The organism is Streptomyces sp. NPDC050534 (genome assembly GCF_044457745.1).
Taxonomy (GTDB): Bacteria; Actinomycetota; Actinomycetes; order Streptomycetales; family Streptomycetaceae; genus Streptomyces.
Window position 1 is genome coordinate 288,425 of the sequence record NZ_JBITHF010000005.1, and the last position, 22,315, is coordinate 310,739.

19 protein-coding genes are annotated in these 22,315 nt (G+C 69.6%); 5 read left to right on the forward strand and 14 right to left on the reverse strand.

Annotation, left to right across the window (positions count from 1 at the left end):
* Positions 1–144: 144 nt before the first annotated feature.
* From ACIBN2_RS18580 to ACIBN2_RS18610, 7 genes are all read right to left on the reverse strand, one after another.
* Complete coding sequence (locus tag ACIBN2_RS18580) at positions 145–3,696, reverse strand: DUF4082 domain-containing protein (RefSeq protein WP_399135533.1); 3,552 nt, start codon at positions 3,694–3,696, stop codon at positions 145–147.
* Positions 3,697–3,812: 116 nt separating this feature from the next.
* Positions 3,813–4,931: a DegT/DnrJ/EryC1/StrS family aminotransferase gene (locus tag ACIBN2_RS18585; protein WP_399135534.1), complete on the reverse strand. Its 1,119-nt coding sequence runs from the start codon at positions 4,929–4,931 to the stop codon at positions 3,813–3,815.
* Entirely contained in the window at positions 4,928–5,638 is a 711-nt protein-coding gene (locus ACIBN2_RS18590) for an acetyltransferase (RefSeq protein WP_399135535.1), read from the reverse strand. Before ACIBN2_RS18590 ends, ACIBN2_RS18585 begins: the two co-directional genes overlap by 4 nt.
* Positions 5,635–6,774 carry a DegT/DnrJ/EryC1/StrS family aminotransferase gene (locus ACIBN2_RS18595; protein ID WP_399135536.1) on the reverse strand — a complete coding sequence of 380 codons (1,140 nt, stop codon included), beginning with the start codon at positions 6,772–6,774 and terminating at the stop codon, positions 5,635–5,637. The genes ACIBN2_RS18590 and ACIBN2_RS18595 overlap by 4 nt, the downstream gene beginning before the upstream one ends.
* A complete protein-coding gene (locus ACIBN2_RS18600; RefSeq protein ID WP_399135537.1) occupies positions 6,771–7,757 on the reverse strand; it encodes an SDR family NAD(P)-dependent oxidoreductase in 987 nt (328 codons plus the stop codon). Before ACIBN2_RS18600 ends, ACIBN2_RS18595 begins: the two co-directional genes overlap by 4 nt.
* 44 nt (positions 7,758–7,801) lie before the next feature.
* Entirely contained in the window at positions 7,802–8,857 is a 1,056-nt protein-coding gene (locus ACIBN2_RS18605) for a Gfo/Idh/MocA family protein (protein WP_399135538.1), read from the reverse strand.
* 23 nt (positions 8,858–8,880) lie between these two features.
* On the reverse strand, positions 8,881–10,287 hold the full coding sequence (locus ACIBN2_RS18610; RefSeq protein WP_399135539.1) for a sugar transferase: 1,407 nt from the start codon (positions 10,285–10,287) through the stop codon (positions 8,881–8,883).
* Between the two features lie 319 nt (positions 10,288–10,606).
* Here ACIBN2_RS18610 and ACIBN2_RS18615 point away from each other — a divergent pair, with 319 nt between their 5' ends.
* From ACIBN2_RS18615 to ACIBN2_RS18625, 3 genes are all read left to right on the forward strand, one after another.
* Entirely contained in the window at positions 10,607–11,482 is an 876-nt protein-coding gene (locus tag ACIBN2_RS18615) for a glycosyltransferase (RefSeq protein WP_399135540.1), read from the forward strand.
* Positions 11,483–11,504: 22 nt separating this feature from the next.
* Positions 11,505–12,794: an MFS transporter gene (locus ACIBN2_RS18620; RefSeq protein ID WP_399135541.1), complete on the forward strand. Its 1,290-nt coding sequence runs from the start codon at positions 11,505–11,507 to the stop codon at positions 12,792–12,794.
* 81 nt (positions 12,795–12,875) lie between these two features.
* Complete coding sequence (locus tag ACIBN2_RS18625; RefSeq protein WP_399135542.1) at positions 12,876–13,898, forward strand: TolB family protein; 1,023 nt, start codon at positions 12,876–12,878, stop codon at positions 13,896–13,898.
* Positions 13,899–13,911: 13 nt separating this feature from the next.
* Here ACIBN2_RS18625 and ACIBN2_RS18630 read toward each other — a convergent pair whose 3' ends face one another.
* The 6 genes from ACIBN2_RS18630 to ACIBN2_RS18655 form a co-directional block, all read right to left on the reverse strand.
* Positions 13,912–14,310, reverse strand: coding sequence for a VOC family protein (locus ACIBN2_RS18630; RefSeq protein ID WP_399135830.1), 399 nt, complete (start codon positions 14,308–14,310; stop codon positions 13,912–13,914).
* A gap of 186 nt (positions 14,311–14,496) precedes the next feature.
* Positions 14,497–14,841 carry a hypothetical protein gene (locus ACIBN2_RS18635; protein ID WP_399135543.1) on the reverse strand — a complete coding sequence of 115 codons (345 nt, stop codon included), beginning with the start codon at positions 14,839–14,841 and terminating at the stop codon, positions 14,497–14,499.
* 69 nt (positions 14,842–14,910) lie between these two features.
* Complete coding sequence (locus ACIBN2_RS18640; RefSeq protein ID WP_399135544.1) at positions 14,911–15,990, reverse strand: ferritin-like protein; 1,080 nt, start codon at positions 15,988–15,990, stop codon at positions 14,911–14,913.
* 317 nt (positions 15,991–16,307) lie between these two features.
* Positions 16,308–16,760 carry a spore-associated protein A gene (locus ACIBN2_RS18645; RefSeq protein ID WP_399135545.1) on the reverse strand — a complete coding sequence of 151 codons (453 nt, stop codon included), beginning with the start codon at positions 16,758–16,760 and terminating at the stop codon, positions 16,308–16,310.
* Between the two features lie 185 nt (positions 16,761–16,945).
* Positions 16,946–17,614, reverse strand: a complete 669-nt coding sequence (locus tag ACIBN2_RS18650) for a TetR/AcrR family transcriptional regulator (protein WP_399135546.1) — start codon at positions 17,612–17,614, stop codon at positions 16,946–16,948.
* 27 nt (positions 17,615–17,641) lie between these two features.
* Positions 17,642–19,702 (reverse strand): discoidin domain-containing protein, encoded by a 2,061-nt coding sequence (locus ACIBN2_RS18655; RefSeq protein ID WP_399135547.1) that lies wholly within the window; start codon positions 19,700–19,702, stop codon positions 17,642–17,644.
* 372 nt (positions 19,703–20,074) lie between these two features.
* Here ACIBN2_RS18655 and ACIBN2_RS18660 point away from each other — a divergent pair, with 372 nt between their 5' ends.
* Both ACIBN2_RS18660 and infA read left to right on the forward strand, forming a co-directional pair.
* On the forward strand, positions 20,075–20,839 hold the full coding sequence (locus ACIBN2_RS18660; protein ID WP_399135548.1) for a GNAT family N-acetyltransferase: 765 nt from the start codon (positions 20,075–20,077) through the stop codon (positions 20,837–20,839).
* Between the two features lie 112 nt (positions 20,840–20,951).
* The gene (infA, locus tag ACIBN2_RS18665; RefSeq protein ID WP_399135549.1) at positions 20,952–21,176 is read left to right on the forward strand and encodes a translation initiation factor IF-1; all 225 of its coding nucleotides are present in this window, start codon (positions 20,952–20,954) and stop codon (positions 21,174–21,176) included.
* Here infA and ACIBN2_RS18670 read toward each other — a convergent pair.
* Complete coding sequence (locus ACIBN2_RS18670) at positions 21,154–22,296, reverse strand: aldo/keto reductase (RefSeq protein ID WP_399135550.1); 1,143 nt, start codon at positions 22,294–22,296, stop codon at positions 21,154–21,156. The two genes, infA and ACIBN2_RS18670, sit on opposite strands and share 23 nt — an antisense overlap.
* Positions 22,297–22,315: the final 19 nt, after the last annotated feature.

The following is a 22,315-nucleotide window of genomic DNA, read 5'->3' on the forward strand; positions in this document are numbered from 1 at the left end:
CGCCCTCCGCCTGTCCCGTGTTGTTGGGGCCCTTTTTGTTCCCCCCCCCAACCCCCCCCCCCGCCCCCCCCCCCCACCCCCCCCCCGGGGGGGGGGGGGCCGGGGGCCGGGGCCCCCCCCCCCCCGACGGTGCGTGCGGACGGGTCAGTTCTTCTTTTTCTTGACGACGGTCTTGCTGGTCAGGGTCCAGCTGTGGGACTTCACCGTGTGGCGGTGCTTGTCCCTCGCCGTGACCGTGACCTTGAACCGTGTGCCGTCCGGCAGGGGTGTGGAGAGATGGACGGACGCCTTGTGGGTCGCCCGGTTGTAGGAGACGACGGCCGTCACGTGGAGCTTCCTGGCGGCCTTGGAGCCCTTCACGATGATCACGGTCGCCTTGACCGAGGACACCGCGGCCGACTTGTCCACGGTCATGACCAGGGCGCTCGCCGCGTCGGCGGTGTGCGCCACCGAGGACGCTGTCGCCTCCGAGGTGGCCGTCGCCAGGGACGCGCTCGGGTTGTCGGCGGTGAAGACGGGGCCCACCCAGTAGTTCGCGGATCCGTAGGAGCCGTTGGGGAAGGCCGGGTCGGCGCCGTAGCGGTAGAGCCCGTTGTGATGCGCGGTGGTGTCGGCCGTGCCGGTCAGCGGATACGACTGGTGGGCACCGGCGAAGTAGCCGCCGTCCACCGCGTAGTTGCCGTTCGGCGCATGGTAGGAGACGACGTACGGGGTGTCGGCGGTGACCGCCACCGGGGTGGCGAAGGTCAGCGTCTGCCAGCCGGAGGCCGTCTCGTTCGTGAAGGTCCCACTCGCCAGCAGCGTGCCGGTGTCCGACCACAGGCTGCCGGTGTGGGTGCCCGTGTTGCCGGTGCCCTTGTAGAAGGTGACACCGGTGATCCAGCCGGCCGCCGAGGACGTGAACCGGGTGCCCAGTTCCACGGAGTTGGCGTCACCGGTCACATCGGTCGTGGCCGGCGTCGCGGAAGCGGGCCACAGGGTGCACGGGCAGGTGACCGCGGGCGGGGTGGAGTCGGTGGTGAAGGACCACGTCACCGGGTCCGTCATGGCGTTGCCCCACACGTCGGATGCCTGCACCGAGGCGGTGTAGGTCGTGTGCAGCGACAGCTGCGTCGACGGGGTGAAGGTCGCCTTGTTCGCCGAGGGGAACGTGACCGATCCCGGCACCGCGTTCCCGTCCGGGTCCTTGACCGTGAAGGTCACGCTGTCGGTGTCGACGGCCGCGCTGAAGGTGGCCGACACCGGCGCCGTGATCGACGTGGCGGTCGCCCCCGAGGTCGGGGAGGTGGAGGTGACGGTGGGCGGGGTCGTGCTGGCGGTGGAGGTGTCCAGCACCACGTCGACCCAGTAGTTGCTGCCCGAGGACTGCGAGTTCGGGAAGGCGCTGGTCGAGCCGTAGTGGAAGACGCCGTTGCCGCCGTCGGTGCCCGACTTCAGGCCCGTCAGCGGGGCCAGCCCCGCGTCGCTGTCGTTGAAGTAGCCGCCGTCGTAGGAGTATCCGCCGTTGGGGGCGAAGTACGAGGCGACGTAGGTGGTGTTGGCCTTGACGCTGATCGGGGTGGCGAAGTTCAGCTGCTGCCAGCCCGAGGCGGTCTCGCCGGAGAAGGTGCCGGTGGCCAGGCGGGTGCCGGAGGCGGTCCACAGGCTGCCGGTGTGCGTGCCGGTGTTGGCCGGCGACTTGTAGAAGCGCACGCCGGTGATCGAACCGGCCACCGTGGTACGGAACTTGACGCCGAGCTCCAGCGAGCTGCCGTCGCCGCCGTTGACGGTGCCGGGCACGGCCGAGGCCGGCCAGATGGTGCAGGGGCAGGCCTGGGGACCGACGGTGATCGGGATGGTGGTGACGGCGCCGATGTTGACACTGTCGTCGACCGCGCGGACCTTGATGTTGGCCGCGCCCGGGCTGGTCGGGGTCCAGGTGTACGTCCACGAGGACAGGCCGGTGGCGGCCTTCCAGGTCGAGCCGCCGTCGGTGGAGACCTCCACGCGGGCCACCACGCCGCCGGAGTCGGAGGAGGTGCCCTTGACGGTGACCGGTTTCAGCGCCGGGACGGTGACCCCGGAGGCCGGGCTCGTCACGGTGACGGTCGGGCCGGTGGTGTCGGTGGTGGCCGTCGCCGCGACCAGGTTGCTCTGCCGGGTCGCAGGCTGGACGCCCATGTCGGCGAAGACGTTCAGCGTCGCCTGCTGCATCCGGGAGTCCTCGGTGACCACCGTGTCATTGGGGTTGTAGGTGGGGACGTTGGTCAGACCCCACGACCACTGCACGGTCCCCGAACCGAACACCAGGGCTCCGGAGTCCTGGTCGCGGAACTCGACAAGGTTGTGCGTCGCGGTGCCGTTGCCGTAGACGTTGCCCCAGTCCATGCGGAGCTTGGCGTCGTTGATGTCGACCGTCGTGGACGACACGTCGATCGCCCCGGCGGGTCTGGTGCTGTTGTCGAGGTCGCTGTCCCACTCGTAGCCCAGGGTGCCCGTCGGGAACGTGGCGGTCTGGCCGGAGGTCAGATTGGCGATGGAGGTGTTGCGCCAGATCCGGTTCTTGCCGTACGAGCCGGGGACGGTGATGGCGTCGCTGCGGTAGCCGTTCACGGTGAACATGGAGCCGGTGAGGATGTTCGGCGGCTGGTAGTCCTGGCCGTAGTTCTTGCTGGCCGGGTCCATCCAGGTGCCGGTCCAGATCCCGCTGGGATCGGCGATGCCGTTGTTCTGCTCCATCTTGGTCATCTTGTAGCAGACCAGGGTGCGGTCGGCCGTGTTGGTGCCGTCGATGCTCGGGGCGAGGCGGGTCTTCCAGAAGACCTCGTTGCCGCTGAAGAAGCCCTGCCGTACGCCTGCCTTCCGGGCCGCCAGGACGTTGGAGTACTGACTCTGCGTCCAGTACTCGTCATGGCCGGAGGACAGGTACACCTTGTGCTTCTTCAGCAGGGTGGCGCCGTTCGCCGACGACACGTCCACGCCGGAGGTGTAGCTGACGTCGTAGCCGTTGCGCTCCAGCCAGGCCAGCATCATGTACTCGGAGCCGTAGATGCCGTTGTCGCCGCCGATGTCCAGCGGCCGGTTGTAGCTGACCTCGTAGGCGCGGCCGTCGGGCGCGGGGCCCAGGCCGCCGTAGAGGTCCTGGCCGCCGTAGTCGTTGTAGGCCTGCCAGGTCTGGTCGCTGGTCTGCACGACGACGTCGGAGGTGCTGGAGTCGTTGCGCACGACGAAGGGGTACGGCATCAGGCCGTCGCCGTCGGTCTGCGTCAGGTTCGCGATGTACAGTCCGGACACGGCGTCGCTGGGCACGGTCCAGCTCGCGGTCACGGGCCAGTTGCCGCAGTCGACCAGGCCGGTGCTCTTGGTGGTGCAACCGGCGGGCTTGGTCGTGTAGTTGGCCGGGTACGTCACGGCCGCCTGGGCAGCGGTCGACATCTGGCGGGCGCCGTCGCCGCCGTACCAGCCCAGCCGGTAGATCTGGACGTTGTACGCGGACTTCGACTGGATCTTGAACTGGACGGTGTCGCCCGCCTGGACGCTCTCCTTGGTGGTGAAGCCCTTGATGTCGCCGTAGGCGTTGGGCGAGAACCAGTCGGTCTTCGGGGTGCCCGGCTTGGAGTTCTCGCACACGATGGGGTTCGAGCCCGACCCGCACGGATCGGACGCCGCCTGTGCGGACCCGGCCAGCGGGAGCACCGCCAAGATCAATGCCGCCACGACGGCGAGGCGTGTGCCTCTGATCCGTCTGCTCCAACGTTTCATAAGTACCTCTCAGCGGTGCTGTGCTGGACCGGCCGGCGGGCCGGTGATGGAGCGTGGAACTCTGGGGACCGTCAGCCTGCGAGTGCGTCGGTGAGCGTGTCGACGACGCGCTGCTGCTGGTCAGGGGTGATCTGCGGATACAGGGGCAGCGACAGGATCCGGTCCGCCGCGTGCTCTGCGTTCGGGAAGTCGCCTCGGCTGTGGCCGAGTCGGCGGTACGCCGGGGTGAGGTGGACCGGCGCGGGGTAGTGCACTCCGGCGCCGATGCCCTCGGCGTTGAGCTTGCCGACGACGTCGTCGCGGTCGGCTCCGGCGACCTGGATCACGTACAGGTGCCAGACGTGGACGTTGCCGGGTGCGGTCACCGGCAGGACGACGCGGCCGGCCGACGCGAGGCCGGCGAGCAGCGCGTCGTAGCGGGCCGCGGCCGCCCGGCGGGCCGCGTTGCCGTCCGCCAGCCGGGCCAGCTTGGCGCGCAGGACGACGGCCTGGAGTCCGTCCAGGCGGCTGTTGAACCCGGCCACGTCGTGGCGGTACTTGGCGACGCCACCGTGGTTGGCGATCGCGCGCACCAGGCCGGCGCGTTCCTCGTCGTCGGTGAGGACCGCGCCCGCGTCGCCGTAGGCGCCGAGGTTCTTGCCCGGGTAGAAGCTGGTGGCCGCGATGTGGCCGCTGCCCGGGGTGCGGCCGTCACGGCTCGCGCCCTGGCACTGGGCGGCGTCCTCCACGATCCGTACACCGTCGGGCAGTTGACCGGTCAGGGCCGTCACGTCGGCCATCTGCCCGTAGAGGTGGACGGGGACGATCGCGCGGGTGGCCGGAGTGATCGCGTCCAGGGCGGCCTGCGGGTCGAGCAGGTAGCTGTCGGGCAGGCAGTCCGCCAGGACCGGGTGGGCGCCGATGCGGGCCACCGCGCCGGCGGTGGCGATGAAGGTGTTGGCGGGCAGTACGACGTCGTCGCCGGGGCCCACCCCGCTCGCGCGCAGGGCGAGTTCGACGGCGTCGGTGCCGTTGGCGACGCCCACGCAGTGCGTGGTGCCGCCGAAGCCGGCGTATTCGCGCTCGAACTGCCGCACCTCGTCGCCGCCTACGAACGCGGTGTTGGCCAGGACTCGGTCGAATCCGGCCCGTACCTCGTCGGCGACCTCCTCGTGGGCCGCCTTGAGGTCCACAAGCGGAATCTGGTTCATGTGACTGGTCCCCCCAGTGCATGCGTCGCGAAGTCGTGTGTGTGCGACGCGAGTTGATCGAGCGCGGGCGCATCCGCCGCGCGCAGCCGCCGGGCCGGGCTCCCCACCCAGACCTCGCCCGGCGGCACGTCACCGAGCACGGCGCTCCCCATCCCGATCAGCGACCAGGCGCCGATCGTCGTGCCTTCTCTGATCAGGGCGCCGGAGCCCACGTAGGCCCCGCGCTCCAGCCGTGCGCTCCCGCCCAGGCGGACGCCGGACGTGAGGGTGGCGAAGTCCTCGACCACGTCGTCGTGGGTGAGCACGACATGCGGCATCACGGCCACATGGGCGCCCACCCGCACGGCCGCGGTCAGCACGCAGTGCGCGAGCAGCACCGAGCCGGGCCCCACCCGCGAGGTCGCCGACACCGCCGCCGTCGGATGGACGACGGTGGCGTAGCGCTCCCTGGGCAGGTCGAGCCGGTCGGCGAGGCGGGCGCGGGCCGCGTAGTCCCCCGGGTTGCCGACGCAGATCACCGCCTGGGCGGCGGGCAGCTCGTGGACCAGGTCGCAGCCGCCGAGGACGGGTACGCCGTCCACCTCGGTGCCGTGCAGGGCGGGGTTGTCGTCGAGGTGCCCGAGCAGCTTGAACTCGCCCGCGGCGGCCACGGCCTGCGCGGTCTCCCGGGCGAAGCCGCCCGCCCCGACGATCACAAGTTCGTTCATCTACCGGCCTGTTCGCGCAGTACGGCCACGACGCGGTCCTGCTGGGCCTCGGTCATGGTGTGGAACAGCGGCAGGATCAGGGAGTGGCGGGTCAGGCGCTCGGTAACGGGCAGCGGCGCGCTCGGGTGCTCCGCGTAGGCGGGTTCCAGGTGCGCGGCCATGATCCCGCGCCGGGCGGAGACACCGGCCGCGGCGAGTGCGGCGAGCAGGTCGTCCCGGCCGACGGGGAAGTCCTCGGCCAGCAGCACCCAGTAGGACTGGAAGTTGCTCTGCCCGTGCGCGGGATCACGTACAGGGGTGAGGCCGGGGAGGTCGCCCAGCAACTCCTCGTAGCGTGCGGCCAGTTCCCGGCGGCGGGCGATCATCGCGTCGAGCTTGCCGAGCTGGACCAGGCCGATGGCGGCCTGGACGTCCGTCATACGGTAGTTGAAGCCGACCTCGAGGTAACTCTCCAGCGTGGGCTTGTCGCTGGCGTGGCGCTCGGCCGCGGAGGCGTTCATGCCGTGCTCGCGCAGCCGGCGCAGGCGGGCCGCCCATTCGGCGTCGTCGGTGGTGACCATGCCGCCCTCGCCCGTGGTGACGAGCTTGCGGGGGTGGAAGGACCAGGCGGCGAGCAGCGCGCCGTGGCCGACGGGCTTGCCGCCGACGGTCGAGCCGATGGCGCAGGCCGCGTCCTCCACCAGCGGCAGGTCCCAGTCGGCGCAGGCGGCGCGCAGTGCGTGCACGTCGGCCGGGACGCCGCCCTGGTGGACGGCGAGGACGGCCTCGGTGCGCGCGGTGCGCACCGCGTCCACGGTGGCCGGGGTGAGGTTGCCGGTGACGGGGTCGACGTCGGCGAACACCGGCTCGGCTCCGACGTAGCGGACGGCGTTGGCGGTGGCGATGAACGACAGCGAGGGCACCACGACCTCGTCGCCGGGCCCGAGGCCGAGGGCGACGAGGGAGAGGTGCAGGGCGGTGGTGCAGGAGCTGACGGCGACGGCGTGCTCGGCACCGACACGTTCGGCGAAGGCCCGCTCGAAGGCGGCGACCCTCGGCCCCTGGGCGACCCACCCCGAAAGCACGGCGTCGGAGGCGGCCCTGGCCTCCTCCTCACCGAGCCAGGGGATCATCACCGGGATGCGGTCGGTGCTCACTTGGCCGCCTCCTTGGCGGCGGACCGCTCCGCGCGCCACCACTCGACCAGGTCCTTCAGGCCCGTGCGCAGGTCGATCTGCGCCGTGAAGCCGAGCCGGCCGGCGGCCTGCGAGGTGTCGGCGAGGCGGCGGGTCACGCCGTTCACCGCGCGGGCGGGCCCGTGCACCGGCTCCAGACCGCTCGCGCCCATCGCCTCCAGCAGGCCCTCGGCGAGCTCCTTCAGGGAGGTCTCCGTGCCGCTGGCGACGTTGAACACCTCGTCGGTCAGGTCCGATTCGGCGGCGAGCACATTGGCCCTGGCGATGTCGCGGACGTCGACGAAGTCCATGGTCTGAAGGCCGTCGCCGAGGATCAGCGGCGGCTCGCCCGCCTCGATGCGCTCCATCCAGCGGATGAGCACCTCGGTGTACAGGCCGTGGATGTCCATGCGGGGGCCGTAGACGTTGAAGTAGCGCAGCGCCACGTAGTCCAGGCCGTACATGGTGTGGAAGCTGCGCAGCATGCCCTCGTTGAATGCCTTCGCCGCGCCGTAGAAGGTGTCGTTGTTGTACGGGTGGTGGCGCTCGGTCGTCGGGAAGTCCTCGGCCATGCCGTACACGGACGCCGAGGAGGAGGCGATGACCTTGGCGACGCCGGCCTCGGCCGCCGCCTCCAGGACGTTGAAGGTGCCGTCGACCAGGACCTCGTTGGCGAGCCGGGGCTCCTCCGCGCACTGGGTGATGCGGATCGCGGCCAGGTGGAACACCAGGTCGGCGCCCTCGGTGACCTTCCGTACGGTGTCCACGTCCCGGACGTCGCCCTCGACGACCTCCACGACCCCGCTGGGCAGGGCCTGGGCGAGGTTGGCGCGCCGTCCGCGCACGAAGTTGTCCAGGACGACGACCTCGCGGGCGCCGCCCTCGGCCAGCAGGTCGACGAGGTTGGAGCCGATGGTGCCCGCTCCCCCGGTGACCAGGATCTTCTTGCCACGTACGCTGCTCAACTGCTGTGCCCTCTCAGGGAATTGCATCGCTGACTCGGTTTTGCTCAACGCCCGGCGCGCAGGCCGACGACCGCGCCCTTGAACTCGAGGCTCCGGGAGGCCGCTTCGAGGATGTCGAGCACCCTCAGGCCCGCCCGGCCGTCGGTCAGCGGCGCCCTGCGCTGCCGGATCGCGTCGCCGAACTCGTCGACCATGCTGCGCAGCGCTTCCTTCTCGCCGATCGCGGGCGCGACCATGTCGCCGGAGCGGTAGGAGATGAGCATGTCGCGGCGCTCGTCCGCACCGATCTCCTGCGGCGACGCCAGGTCCACACCCCGGTCGAAGATCGCCACGCGCTGGGCGGGGTTGAGGTCGTCCCACACGAGGGTGCGCTTGGAGCCGCCCACCATGGTGGTGCGCACCTTGGTCGGCGACAGCCAGTTGACGTGCACGTGGGCGATGGCCCCGGTGTTGAGCTGGAGCGTCAGATAGGCCACGCAGGCCTGGCCGGCGCCGATCGGATCGGCCCCGTGGGCGGCGACGGCGACCGGCTCGACGTTGTCGGGAAGGATGAAGTCCAGGATCGACAGGTCGTGCGGGGCCAGGTCCCACATCACGTCGATGTCCTTCTGCACCAGCCCGAGGTTGATGCGGACCGAGTCGACGAAGTGGATCTCGCCGAGTTCGCCGTCGCGGACCAGCTCGCGGATGCGGCCCACGGCGGGCGTGTAGCAGTAGGTGTGGTCGCACATCAGGGTGAGACCGCGCTTCTCCGCCTCGTCGACCAGGCGCAGTCCGTCGGCGTAGGTGGCCGCGAGCGGCTTCTCCACCAGGACGTGCTTGCCGGCGCGCAGGGCTGCCAGGGCGATGTCGAGGTGGGTGCCGGCCGGGGTGGCCACGGCGACGGCGGCCACGTCGGGGTCGGCGAGGACGGCCGCGTAGTCGGAGGTTGCCTCGACCGTCGAGTAGGCGCCGAGGACCCGCTTGGCCCGGTCCACGTCGAGGTCGCACAGCCAACGCAGCCGGAAGCGGTCGCTGGCCTGGAAGTTGCGTACGAGGTTGGGACCCCAGTAGCCGGCCCCGACGACCGCGACCCCCAACGGCTCCGTGGTCTGCGTCACTTGCTTCCTCTTTCCTCGGTCCATCAGTAGGCCCCCGTTCCTCGCACCACTGCGGACCCGGTGCGCGCCAGGATCGACAGGTCCAGGCCCATCGACCAGTTGTCCACGTATCCGAGATCGAGCCGGACCGCCTCGTCCCAGGGCAGGTCGGAGCGTCCGCTGACCTGCCACAGTCCGGTGAGGCCGGGCTTGACGAGCAGCCGGCGCTTGATGTCCGGCGTGTACTCCTCGACCTCCTCGGGCAGCGACGGGCGCGGGCCGACGAGCGACATGTGGCCCTTGACCACGTTGATCAGCTGCGGCAGTTCGTCCAGCGAGCTGCGCCGCAGGAACGAGCCGAACCGGGTGACCCGCGGGTCCTTCTTCACCTTGAACAGCAGTCCGTCGCTGTTCTCGTTGAGGTGCTGCAGCTCCGCCCGCAGGGCCTCCGAATCGACCCGCATGGTGCGGAACTTCAGCATGGTGAAGTGGTCGCCGAAGCGGCCCACCCGCTCCTGTCGGAACAGGGCCGGGCCGGAGCTGTCCAGCCGCACGATCAGGGCGATCAGCAGCATGGGCAGCGAGAGCAACAGCAGGAGTCCCGCGGCGAGGGAACGATCCAGCAGTGACTTGGGCAGCCGCGAGAACCGGGACATGTCCGGTGCCTTGACCCGCACCAGCGGCACCCCGTTGGTGGGCCGCACCGCGAGCCGCTGGGCGGACACGTCGGTCAGCACCGGGGCCAGCAGGAAGTCGACACCTTGTGCGGCCGCGCTCCATGACATGCGGCGCAGCACGGTGGGGTCGGCGCCGGGAACCGGCAGCGCCACCAGGGTGTTGATGCCCAGCGCGTGGATGACGTCGTTCATGCCGCCGATGCCGCCCAGGAAGGGGAGCCCCAACTTCCTTATCTCTGCGGCGTTTTCCGGGTCGCTCAGGCAGACACCGGCGACCTGGAGCTCCTGCGCGCCGCCGCGCCGCAGCACGGAGGCGAGCTCCACGATGCCGCGCGAGGGCCCGACCAGGAGCGTCACGCTGCGGTCCCGGTCGCGCGCCCAGCGTCTGTGCAGCCGGCGGCGGAGCGAGTAGCGAGCTCCCACGGCTATCACGGCAACGGGCACCGCAGCCATGATCATGTCATGAAGGAGGCCCGAATCACGGGTGAACACCCAGTACGCGACCGCTGCCAGGGCCGGCAGTGCGACAGCACCGCGCAGCACCCGTCGGTACTCCTCGGACCCCAGGCCCAGGGCGCTGCGGTCGTAGGAGCGGTGGGCGAACATGGCGATGATCCAGGTCGGGGGCAGCACCAGGGCCACCGCCCAGCGGCCGTAGACCGCGTGGATCAGGAAGGCCGCGGCAGCTGCGGCGCAGCCGTCCGCGACCAGCAGAGCAAGTCGGTACCTGTGTTCCCAACGTCTTCGGCGAGCTTGTGGACGCCTGTGTTCCACCTGTGCTCGCTCATGCGTGACCTCAATGGCCATGCCCCCCCCACCATGTGCGCGGCTACCCCTGACCGAAGTGCCCTGGACGGAGCGGCACTGGAAAGCGATGGGCGCGTCAGCGGTTCCCCAACCGCCTCATGCACCCAGCACGCTGGCTACAGATTGATCAGAATGATTCACAATGCCGCACCGTGACACACACTCAAGAACCTGTTCCCCACCCAAACCGGTCCGGCGGAGCTCAATCTAGACCACGTAACTCAGTCTCGGGAACAGTTGGACGAAACACATGTCGCAATAACGACACCGGCGGCATACTGCCCGCGTGACCAGCATTGTGATCCCGGCCCACAACGAGGCGTCTGTCATCGGCAGACTCCTCGATGCACTGTTGGCCGATTCCGACCCCGCAGACGACACCGACATCCTGGTCGTGTGCAACGGCTGCACGGATGAGACCGCAAAAGTCGCGTCCGAGCGCGGCCCACGCGTACGGGTGGTCGAGATCCCCGTTCCGTCGAAGCACGCCGCGCTGCGGGCGGGCGACGACCAGGCACGGGGCTTCCCCCGCGTCTACGTGGACGCCGACGTCGTGATCACGGGAGCGGACGTACGGGCGCTGACCGAACCACTTCAGGACGAGGCCTCGGGCATCCTCGCCGCCGCCCCCGAACGACGGATTCCGCTCGCCTCCTGTGCGTGGCGCGTTCGCGCCTACTACCAGGTCTGGCAGCAACTGCCCGCCGTACGCGAGGGGTTGTTCGGCCGGGGCGTCATCGCGGTCTCCAAGACCGGGCACGCCCGCCTCGCCGCGCTGCCACCCCTCATGGCGGACGACCTGGCCGCGTCCCTGGCGTTCGCGCCGGCGGAGCGCCGCGTGGTCGACGCGGCCGCCGTCGTGATCCAACCGCCGCGGACATGGCCGGATCTGATCAGAAGGCGTATCCGTGCGGCGGTGTCCACGGCCCAGGTCGAACAGAATCAGGGCGCACCGGGTCAGGTTTCGGGGGAGGCGTCGGCCTCGGCACGCACGAGTACGGCAGACCTGAGAGCCATGCTCCGCCGCGAGCCGAAGCTCCTCCCGAACGTCGTGGTCTTCCTCGCGGCGGCGGTCACCGCCCGGCGCGGAGCCCGAACGGCCATCCGGGCCCAGGACTTCGGCACCTGGCTACGGGACGAGAGCAGCCGGCAGCAGCACTGAACCACCGTACGGGGAGCACGACTTGTATCTCACCGACCGTTCCGCGCCGCCGAAGGCGGGCGCCGGCCAGGGTCCAAGACGCGGGCCGGGGCGCAAGGTCGCCCCGGTCGTCCTCGTCCTGGGCACGGTCAGCCTCATCACCGACATCTCCTCGGAGATGGTCACCGCAGTCCTGCCGCTCTACCTCGTCACCACGCTCGGCTTCAGCCCGCTGGGATTCGGCACCCTCGACGGCGTCTACAACGGCGTCAGCGCACTGGTCCAGCTGACCGGTGGCCACCTCGCCGACCGCATTCGCAACCACAAACTGCTGGCAGGACTCGGCTACGGCCTGTCCGCGCTGTGCAAGCCGCTGCTCCTGCTCGCCGGCAGCATCGGCACGCTCGGCGCGGTCCTCGCCCTGGAGCGGACGGGCAAGGGCCTGCGCACCGCCCCGCGCGACGCGATGATCTCTCTGTCCACACCGGCCGCCAAGCAGGGCCGCGCCTTCGGCGTGCACCGCGCGATGGACACCACCGGCGCGATGCTCGGCCCGCTCGCCGCCTTCCTCATCCTGCGTGCGGCGGTCGACGGCTACGACGCGGTGTTCGGCGTGAGTGCGTGTGTCGCCGCGCTCGGGGTGCTGGTGCTGGTGCTCTTCGTGCCGGGGCGCAAGCGGGGCGGCACGTCGGAGGATGCGAGTACGCCGGCGGGAGCGGGTCTGCCGCAGGGCAAGCAGCCCGTTCGCCTCCGTGAAGCGCTGGCACTTCTACGGGTGCCTCGGATGCGGGCGCTCGCGGGGTGCGCGGCGCTGCTGGGCCTGACCACCGTCAGCGACGCCTTCGTCTACCTGCTCCTGCAACGGCGGGCGGGCATCGGCGAGGAGTGGTTCCCGCTGCTGCCGCTGGGCACCGCCGCGGTCTTCCTGCTCCTGGCCGTGCCGTTCGGCGCCCTGGCCGACCGGATCGGGCGCCGCACGGTGTTCCTCGCCGGGCACGCGGTACTGCTCGCCGCCTACGCCCTCCTGCTGTGGGCCCCGGCCACGTCGGCCCTCCCGGTGCTCGTACTCGCCCTGCACGGCACGTTCTACGCGGCCACCGACGGCGTACTCCCGGCCGCCCTCGCCGACATCGTCCCGAGCCATCTGCGCGCCAGCGGCCTGGCCATCGTCGGCACCAGCCAGGCACTGGCCCGCTTCTGCTGCTCGCTGGCCTTCGGCGCCGCCTGGACGCTGTGGGGCGACGGCCCGGCGCTGGCAGGCTCGGCGATCGGACTGCTGTGCTGTGCGCTGGTCGCGAGCATGGTGCTGCGACCGGCGGACGGAACCCGATGACCAAGGCCCCCGAAACAACCCGATGACCACCGTGATCACCATGACCACCACCCCTGCCACGCGAACCGCAAGGATCCACAGATGACATCGATGCGCCGCCGTCTGCTCATATTCGTCGCGGCGGTCCTGGTGCTCGCGGGCGTGGGAACCGGGGTCGTCCTGCACGCCGCCGCCCGCGCGGACCGTGCCAACCAGCCCCAGGCAGGTGGCCCGACGGTCGGCTCGGGCAAGCTGACCCTCGACCAGAAGCAGCGCCTGACCTTCGTCAACCAGGCGTCCGGTCCGCACCGCACCGCGGTCGCCTCGGTCCCGTCCACCGACCCCGAGGCCAAGCGCACCGCCACGGACCTGAAGTGCGCGCGCTTCTACGCGGCGGCCGGCACGGGCGTCTGCCTGCAGTCCACCACCGGCGTCCTCAAGCAGAGCAACCGCGCCCTGCTGCTGGACGCCAGCCTCCGCACGCGGCACACCTTCGCCCTCGCGGGCACGCCCAGCCGGGCCCGGGTCTCCCCCAGCGGCCGCTTCGTCGCCTGGACGGTCTTCGTGTCCGGTGAGTCGTACTCCTCGGCCTTCTTCTCCACCAGAACCTCCGTCCTGGACACCCGCACCATGAAGCTGACCCCCAGCCTGGAGACGTTCTCCGTCGTCAAGGACGGCAAGCCCTACCACGCTTCGGACATCAACTTCTGGGGCGTCACCTTCGCCCACGACGACGACACCTTCTACGCCACGCTCAACACGGCCGACAAGACGTACCTGGTGCGAGGTTCACTCTCGCAGCACAAGGTCACGACGCTGATCGAGAACGTGGAATGCCCGTCGTTGTCCCCCGACGAGACCCGCGTCGCCTTCAAGAAGCGGATCCTGTCCCGCACGGACCTGTGGCACGAGTACGTCCTCGACCTCAGGACGCTGAAGGAAACCCCCCTGGCCGAACGCCACAGCGTCGACGACCAGGCCACGTGGCTCGACAACAAAACCGTCGCCTACGCCCTCCCGTCCCAAGGCAAGGTGGGCAGCAGCGACTTGTGGAGCACTCCGGCGGACGGAACGGGTACGCCCCGGTTGCTGATCTCGGGGGCCTCGTCGCCGGCGCCGCTGTAGGCGCGGGGTCGGGTCAGCTGCGGGCGGGCGGTTCGATCGCCACGAGCTCGACCTCGAAGCCGTCGTCGTTCTCCAGGTAGGCGGCGTAGTGCCGTTCACCGCCGGCATACGGATGCCGCTCCGGAAACATCAGCCGCCAACCATGCCGGACGGCATCGGCTGCCAACTCCTCGACGACAGCCGCGTCTTCGACGTGGAAGGCCAGATGATTCAGCCCTGGACGGCAGCGGTCGTATCGCTCGGCGGTCAGGGCCGGCGACTGCTCGACGACCACGTACGTGGGGCCGAGCCGCCAGCTGCGCCCGCCGTCCCAGCTCTGGAAGAGGGCATAACCCAGCTGCTCCAGCAGCCGGCCGAGCGAGGCCGCTGCGCGGTCGAGGTCCGGCACCCACAGCTCGACGTGGTGCAGCATGCCGTGCGCGGGTGGACTGCTGAGCACGAACGGGCCTTCCCGGCCGGTGCCACGAACACCGGCCACCTTGCCGGCGACGGAACGGCCCAACTTACCGGCCGAGCTGACCTGGCAGGGCCGGCACTCTGATGCTCCTCGGCGGATGGGGGCGGTCTCGTCCCAGGCTCAGGCGCACGCGCCGCGGTTTCAGCGCGATATCGCCAGGATCACCGTGACGCACGTCGTGAGCAGTGCCGCGGTGATCACGGCCATGCCGATCAGGGTTCCGCGGAGCCAGCGGCCGAGGTGGGCGCGGTGCTGCTGCTCCACCTCGCCGATGCGGGCGGCGATGTGAGCGGTCACCATTCGGGCGACGTAGGCCTGCTCTTCGAGATACCACCGCTCGATGGCCGCCTTCTGGCCGTGGGTGAGCCCCTCCGCCTGGGCGGTGAACTCTTCCACGCGCTGGTGCGCGCCGCTGAGATGAGCCTCCTTGTAGAGGAAGTTCTCGATGTCGTTCAGGCCGCGTGCGGCCTCCTTGTTGGCGTCCATGGTGCACCTCCGGAGGGTTGCGGGCGCGCGTGGGACATCGGCCGTCAGGCCGGCGGGCCAAGGGTGTGGCTACGGCGTTGATCGTCGGGAGTCGGGTGCCACGTACTCGAACGTCGGTCCGGCCGTCGTCTCGTCTCCGTCGGGCATCTGCAGCAGGCTCAGCGCCTGTGCCTTGAGCGCGTACATCGTGCCCATCCCTGCCCCGAGCATCTGCGGGCTGCCGTTGAACGCCTGCTCCAGTTGATCTAGGAGGGTGCAGTACGTCTGGCTGAACTTCTCCTGGGCGGTCCGGATCGGGTCGCCCGAAGGGTGGTCTGTCATACGCGGGTTGGGGCGCATCGGGAGAATGCCGTCAGGGTCGACCGCGATCGCCTCACCGGTGGGGCCGGACGCGGGGGTGTCGCCGCGCCGGTATCGGCGGCCCAGTTTGAGTTCCTCGAAGCGGTAGTAGTGAGCGACCTCGTCACGGTCGGGGTGGAAGATGTCCTGGTCGCCGTCCCAGACTTCGCCTCGTGCCGTGCCCTCGCCCTGCTCGACGATCTCCTCCATCGCCGCGAGGGCCGAGGCGAGATCGGTGACCGGCTTCAACTGCCCGCCGGTGTGCGAGAAGGGGCCGGCCGTGACCTGGCGGGCCGGGTCGCCGCAGAAGACCTTCTCCTCGCCGAGTTCGGCGCACAGATGGTGCAGGCCCTGTTCGATGGCGTCGTAGAACTGCCCGATCGTCTCGTAGCCGTCGCCTTCCGCAGGTGCGGCGGGCGGAGCCGGCTTCTCGAGGCGGAGGAACATCTCAAGGGCCTGCTGCCCGAACGGGACCAGTGACAGCGTCAGGGAGCGGTCACCGTGCGGCAGGGTCCGGGGGTGGCCCGCCAGCATGGTCGCCGGGTCCAGGCGCGGCTGCCCGCCGACCGCGTTGAGGAGGTTGGCCGCCAGGGCGAGATGGATCATCTCCTCGACGAAGACACTGCTCACCGCCTGGGCGGCGGCTGGATTTCGCTGCGGGTCGAGGGAGTACAGGGTGCAGAGATAGGGCGGCAGAGTGGCGTGTTCGAGTTCGATCGCCCACTGAAGGTGCTCGCGAAGACTGTCGAGCGTGTCGATGCGTGCGGTCACGGGCGCCGCGTCGATGCCGACCTGTCCTGCCTGTTTCATGGGTGTGCTCATTTCCGCTGTACGCGATGCTGTCCGATCGACAGGTAAGACAGGACAGCCCCACGATGTGTGACATCCGCCGAGTCAGGCGTCCGCGGGTGGATCGGCCGGGACTCCCCTGAGCAGGCGCGCAGCTCGGACGCGCGGTCGACGGGTGCGGTGAGGAAGGACGCGCCCGCGGCGGCAGCCTGGGCGTGGAAGGTGGCGGCGCCCAGGACTGCCGCATCAGCTTCACCAGCGCGTCCGCCCGGCCGGGCTGCGCGGCTGCGAGGTCGTGCTGCTCGCCGGGGTCCTCACACGGAGGTACCCGGGCAGGATCAGCCGCAGTTGGTGCCGTACTCGCCGTAGTACACCCCGTCCATCGAACCCCACCAGTCGACGCAGGACCCAGCGGCCTTGACATAGACCGGGCCCACGTAGGACCGGAAGTTGCCGCCGTCCTGGTCGTCGAAGATCTCGGTGCCGCTGCGCCGGATGATCAGGTCCATGTACACCGGGTCACCGGCGACGTTACGGATGGCCACCGCACAGTTCTTGCCGGTGGCGGAACTGTAGGTGAGGTACGCCGTGCCGATGTCGCCGATCGGCGTGGAGTTGACGACCTTGTAGCCGCTGCCGCAGGCACCGTTGTACGCCGTCGCAGTCGTTGTAGTCGCCGCAATCTTCGTGGCGGCGGGCGCAGCCGATGCCGTCGGCGCGAGAGTCGCGAGGGCGACGGCGCCCGCACCGGCAACCATCACGCCCTGCAGCACACGCTTCGTCCGTGACATGTTTCTCCCCGTTTCAGAGCTCAAGTTGGTTCAGCGTCCGCGGACTTGGTCGTCGTCCGGTCGGACACCGCTTCCGATGCCCAGTACGACCAGCCGGCCACCCCACCCGTTGCACGCCTCACTGCAACGGCTCCGTGCCACATGTCATCAGCGCGAAACAGCGCGATGAACTACAGGTGGACGGGTCACCCGGTCTCACACCCTCCCCGACCAGGAACACAAGCGGGCCGGCCGCACCGGCAGGACGCGCCGGCCGCGTCGTCATCCTGAACCAGCCCCGCGATATGCGCAGTCACCGTGTCGAGGATGTCCGTCCAGGCGGACTCGTCGCCGAGTACCAGGTAGTTGAGGGTCAGCCCGTCGGTCATCGCGGCCAGGTAGCGGGCCAAGGTGGGTACCGGGACCCGGAGTCGGACGGCCATCGCGCCGCGCAGGCCGTCGATCAGCTCGGTGTACGCGTCGCCGTACAGCTCGTACTGCCGCCGGGCGAGGTGCTCGAAGCCCGGCTGGCGCAGGGCGTATTGCGTGAGCTCGTACGTGAGCATGTGTTCGTCGGGGTGGGCCCGGACGTGGTCCCAGTAGGCCTGGAAGCCCGCCCGGACGGTTTCCACGAGGGTGTGCCTGGGCCGTAGGGCCCGCTTGACCACGGTCACCGAGTGGTCGGTCAGGGTCGTGATGACCGACTCGATCAGGGCCTGCTTGGAGTCGAAGCAGTAGTGGAAGACGCTCAGGGACACGCCCGCTTCGGCGGCGATGGACCGGGTCGTCGTCTTGGCGACGCCGTCCCGGGCCATCGCCCGTATCGCCGCTTCCGTCAGCTGTGTGCGCCGCTCCGCCGACGGCATGCGTGCCATGTGTGTCCTCGACTGTCGTTGCCTCAATCAGGCGCTGTGGACGCCCACTTCCTTGAGTGAGTATCCCCAGCCGGTGCCGCGGGCGAGGCCGTGGATGCGAACGTAGCGGGCCGGTGTGGCGCTGAACGTGGCCGTGTCCAGGCCTCCGTCGCCAGCGGTGGTGGACCAGACGGTCTGCCAGTTCGCGCCGTCGGTGGACACCTCGATGCGGTACGACTTCCCGTACGCCCGCTCCCAGTCCAGCGTGACGCGGCCGACCCGGTTGGTGGCGCCGAGGTCGACCTGCCACCACTGGTCGTCGCTCCAGTCGCTGGCCCACCGGGTGCCGTTGTCGCCGTCGGCGGCCCGTCCCGGCTGGTAGCTGGTGAAGGGGTTCCATTCGGACGAACTGGCCGTCGCCGGTTTGCCGTTGGCGAGATTGACCGACGCCTGGTGCTGCTCGGTCGCTCCCCAGGTGTCGAGGTAGGACTGGGCGCCGCGGAAGAGGTCGTCGACCACGCCCTGGCCGCCGTTCTTGCGGATGTCCTCGATCCAGTCGGGGATCATGCCGACATGGGCGCCACCGTCGGTGTTGAAGTCGAAGGTGCGCTGTCCGGTGGTGAGTTTGTCGATGACCGAGCCGCCGTCGACGCTCTTGAAGGGGTACGTGACCTTGTTCGGGGCGTCCGCGCCGCGTGGGGCGGGGTGGTCGCCCACGCCGTTGAAGTCGGTGCCGAAGCCGTAGCCCACGTGGTACTTGTCGCGCAGCGCCTTGGTGCGGTTCGCCTCCGCGACGAACCCGTCGGAGCCGTGCATGTACTGCGCGACGAAGCCGCCGAGCGAGTAGACGCGTTCGGTCCAGTTGAGGTCCATCCAGCTGTGCGAGGAGATCACGCCGGGGTAGGAGGCGGCGTCGAAGATGTCGAGCACCCGGCCGACCGCCTTGACGCTCATGTGGTCGATCTCCAGCATCATCTTGCGCTTCATCATGCCGCGCACGGCGTACTCGCCGAGGTCGGTGAGCCCGCGTTTGTTGCACTGGGCGTCACTGTCATAGGAAGGGACCTTCACGCCCGCGGGCAGGTCCTTTGCCGCACTGGAGGCCGCGTTGCCGATGGGGTTGTCGTGCTGCGGGCCGGTGCACTTCTCGGTCTGCCAGAAGGTGCCGGTCGACAGGAACTGCCCGACGTTGATGGCCGTTCCGAGGCCGCCGGAGTCGAAGCGGACGCCGCACAGTGCGTTGTCGAACTTGTGGCACAGGAACATCGAGCGCACGCCGAGCCCGTACAACTCGTCGAGTCCCTTGTCGATGTCGGCCTTGCTGCACTGCGGGATGTCGAGGATCTGCTTGCAGCCGAACGGTTCGGAGGTCTCGACGCCGAGGATGACCGCCAACTTGCCCTGCTTGATGACCTCACGCGCCTGCGTGCTGTCGGTGACGATCCGGAACCAGCCCTTGCCTGCGCCGCCGTACATCTTGTCGATGTAGTCCTGCAGGGCGTACGTCATCTTCGCCTGAAGGCGGATCGACGTCATCTCGTCGCAGCTGCGGTCCTTGAAGGGGTAGACCGAGCAGATCACGCCGTTGGTGACGAGGTCGTTGACGAGCACCCGCTGCCCGCCGCGCCAGGCCCGCTCCACCCAGGCGTAGTAGTCGGCCTGATGGGTCATCGAGTCGTACGCCGGCCAGTCCTTGAAGGTGGGCCAGCCGACCGGGTCGTGCCTGCCGTCGCCCCCGTGGGTGATGTAGTCGAAGATCGCGAGGGTGCCGTCCGGGTAGTGCTCGGGGCAGTCCTTGAGGGCGTCGGCGACGCCCTGCTCGGAGAAGACCTTGCCGCAGATGAGCCGCCCGCCGAAGGCCTCGTTCGAGAACAGGTGGTTGTGCGCGTCGACGAACCCGCGCACGTCGCCCGCCGAGTCGGTGCCGGTGAACGGCTCGCCGGTGACGTCGATCCGGGAGTCCGGATTGGGGCGGGCGGTCGGGTCCCACCAGTTGCCGCCCGCCGCCGAACTCGGCGCCAGACCAAGGGTCATGGCCAGCACCAGGAAGAGCAGCGACAGCACGGTGACGTTCTTGCGTCGGCGGTACCAGCGTCGAGTCAGCGTCACGGCCCACGTCCCTTGGTCGGAGGGATGGCGGGTTCGACCGACCCATCAGGCATCAGGTTGTCATGACCCGCACAATGCATGGAGAGGATCGCGGCGGTCGCCCGCAGAGTCAAGTGTCCGGGACGCTTGACCTGATGGGTGTGCGCGGCGTGCCCTGCATCCCAGGGGGCTCCGGAAGATCCCGCCGATAAAGGGTTGGCCGGGCCGGTGTCCCTGCTGGTAACTTGCGGTCGACCGTGACGTGCTGGAGGAGGTGAGACCCATGAACGCTGTATCGAGGTGGGTGCTCCCCCCTTCCGTCACGGTGTGCGACTGACCCAGGTGTCGTCGGGAGCGCCTCTCCAACCAGGCACTCCTGAAAGGCGAACACCTATGAACACTGTGGCGATCACGCGCGTCGCGGAGACGCAATGGGAAGCCGTGGACGCGGAACGGATTGTCGGCCACGGCGATGTCTCGCACCGGCCCGACGGGCGGCTCTTCATCAGCATCGACGTATGGCAGGACGCGATCTTCGACCAGCTCGCCACCGCGATGCTGGCGGACCTTCCTGAACCGCTCCACACCCTGGTCGGCGAGGCCGAGCAGGACCTCAGGTCGAGCTGGGAGCGGCTCGGCTTCACCGTCGGACGGCGGGAGTGGGAGTACGTGCTGCCCAGTCACCCGCGCCGAAGCGGGCTCGAGGCGCAGCAACTCCCGGCGGGTGTGACGGTCCTGCCCGCCGGCGAGGGGGACGAGGAACTGCTGCGCGCGTTGGAGCGTACGATTCGCGAGGAAGTCGAAGCCACCGTCGGCTGGCACACCATGCCCGCCCAGGTGCTCGCGGGCCCGGCCGGTTGCACGCTGGTGGACCCGTCGAAGTACGCGGTAGCACTCCGGGGCGGTGAGTACGTCGGCCTGGTCCGGGTTGCGCCGGTGCGCCGCCGGGCACGGATCGGGCTGATCGCGATCCGGGCCGATCAGCGCCGCCACGGCATCGGACGGGCGCTGCTGACCCACGCGTTGAGCGCATTGCACCGGGATGGGATCGACTCCGCCTGGGCCGAGGTGGACCAGTCCAACACGGCTGCGATCGCGCTGTTCGAGGGCGCGGGCGCCCGGCGATCCAGCGGCTATCTGGAACTGGTGTACCGCTGACGCCCGCCCACGCGGCGAAACGCACCGAAACGACCCGCCCTACTCCGCCCGACCCACCGACCCACCGACCCACCGACCCACCGACCCACCGACTCGAGAAGAGAGACACACTTTGGCAAGGACAGCCAATGGCCTGGAAGTCGAGGGCACCGTCCTCGAATGCCTGCGGAACGCCAACTTCAAAGTTGAGCTGCAGAACGGGCACCACGTGCTCGCGCACATCAGCGGGAAGATCCGCAAGAACTACATCAAGATCCTCCCGTTCGACCGCGTGCTCGTGGAGCTCAGCCCGTACGACCTGACCCGCGGCCGGATCATCTACCGCTACCGGACCTGAGCCGCGGGGAAGCGTGCGTCCGGGAATCCCGGGCGCACGCTTCGACGTTCGCGCGGCGTCCCTGTGCCGCGGGCGGAGAAGTGACGTCGCCCGCGGGTGGGTTGAGTCGGGCGAAGCCTTCCTGGCGCTGGTAGGGGAAGTAGGGGTAGGGGGCCGTCTTGCCGCTCGCCGCATCCAGTCTCGCCATCTGGTCGGGTGTGAGTGTCCAGCCGACGGCGCCGAGGTTCTGCCGGAGCTGTTCCTCGTTGCGGGCACCGATGATGACGGAGGACACGCTCGGTCGCTGCAGCAGCCAGTTGATGGCGATCTGCGGTACGGCCTTGCCGGTTTCCCGCGCGATCTCATCGAGGACGTCGACGACCCGGTAGAGGTGTTCGTCCTCGACCGGCGGACCGTAGTCGGCTGTCTGATGCAGTCGGCTCCTGGCGGGCAGCTCCCGGCCGCGGCGGATCTTGCCGGTGAGCCGGCCCCAGCCCAGGGGGCTCCAGACGAGTGCGCCGAGTCCCTGATCGAGCCCGAGGGGCATGAGCTCCCATTCGTAGTCGCGGCCGACGAGGGAGTAGTACACCTGATGCGCGACGTAGCGCGGACGTCCGTACCTCTCCGCGACCGACAGGGACTTCATCACCTGCCAGCCGGAGAAGTTGGAGACACCGACATAGCGGATCTTCCCTGCCCGCACGAGATCGTCGAGCGTGGACAGGACCTCCTCGACGGGCGTACCCGCGTCGAATGCGTGCAGTTGGAACAGGTCGATGTAGTCGGTGCCGAGCCGCCTCAGAGCGTCGTCGCACGCGGTGATCAGGCGCGAGCGGGAGGAGCCCGCGTCGCCCGGGCCGTCACCCGTCGGCAGGCCGGCCTTGGTGGACACGAGGACACGGTCCCTGCGGCCCTTCACTGCTTCTCCGAGCACCTCTTCGGACGCACCGCCGGAGTAGACGTCGGCCGTGTCGAACATCGTGATCCCGGCATCGACGCAGATGTCCACGAGGCGCCGCGCTTCTCGCGCATCGCTGTTTCCCCAGGCTCCGAACAGCGGTCCCTGGCCACCGAAGGTGCCGGCACCGAAGCTGAGTGCGGGAACCTCGAGTCCGGATGTGCCCAGTCGCCTGTACTCCATGACCGATCCTCTCTCCTAC

Coding starts and splice junctions, on each gene's coding strand:
- ACIBN2_RS18585 (WP_399135534.1), bottom strand. CDS start 4,931: ATGAACCAGATTCCGCTTGTGGACCTCAAGGCGGCCCACGAGGAGGTC.
- ACIBN2_RS18590 (WP_399135535.1), bottom strand. CDS start 5,638: ATGAACGAACTTGTGATCGTCGGGGCGGGCGGCTTCGCCCGGGAGACC.
- ACIBN2_RS18625 (WP_399135542.1), top strand. CDS start 12,876: ATGACATCGATGCGCCGCCGTCTGCTCATATTCGTCGCGGCGGTCCTG.
- ACIBN2_RS18630 (WP_399135830.1), bottom strand. CDS start 14,310: ATGCTGCACCACGTCGAGCTGTGGGTGCCGGACCTCGACCGCGCAGCG.
- ACIBN2_RS18635 (WP_399135543.1), bottom strand. CDS start 14,841: ATGGACGCCAACAAGGAGGCCGCACGCGGCCTGAACGACATCGAGAAC.
- ACIBN2_RS18640 (WP_399135544.1), bottom strand. CDS start 15,990: ATGAAACAGGCAGGACAGGTCGGCATCGACGCGGCGCCCGTGACCGCA.
- ACIBN2_RS18645 (WP_399135545.1), bottom strand. CDS start 16,760: ATGTCACGGACGAAGCGTGTGCTGCAGGGCGTGATGGTTGCCGGTGCG.
- ACIBN2_RS18650 (WP_399135546.1), bottom strand. CDS start 17,614: ATGGCACGCATGCCGTCGGCGGAGCGGCGCACACAGCTGACGGAAGCG.
- ACIBN2_RS18660 (WP_399135548.1), top strand. CDS start 20,075: ATGAACACTGTGGCGATCACGCGCGTCGCGGAGACGCAATGGGAAGCC.
- ACIBN2_RS18670 (WP_399135550.1), bottom strand. CDS start 22,296: ATGGAGTACAGGCGACTGGGCACATCCGGACTCGAGGTTCCCGCACTC.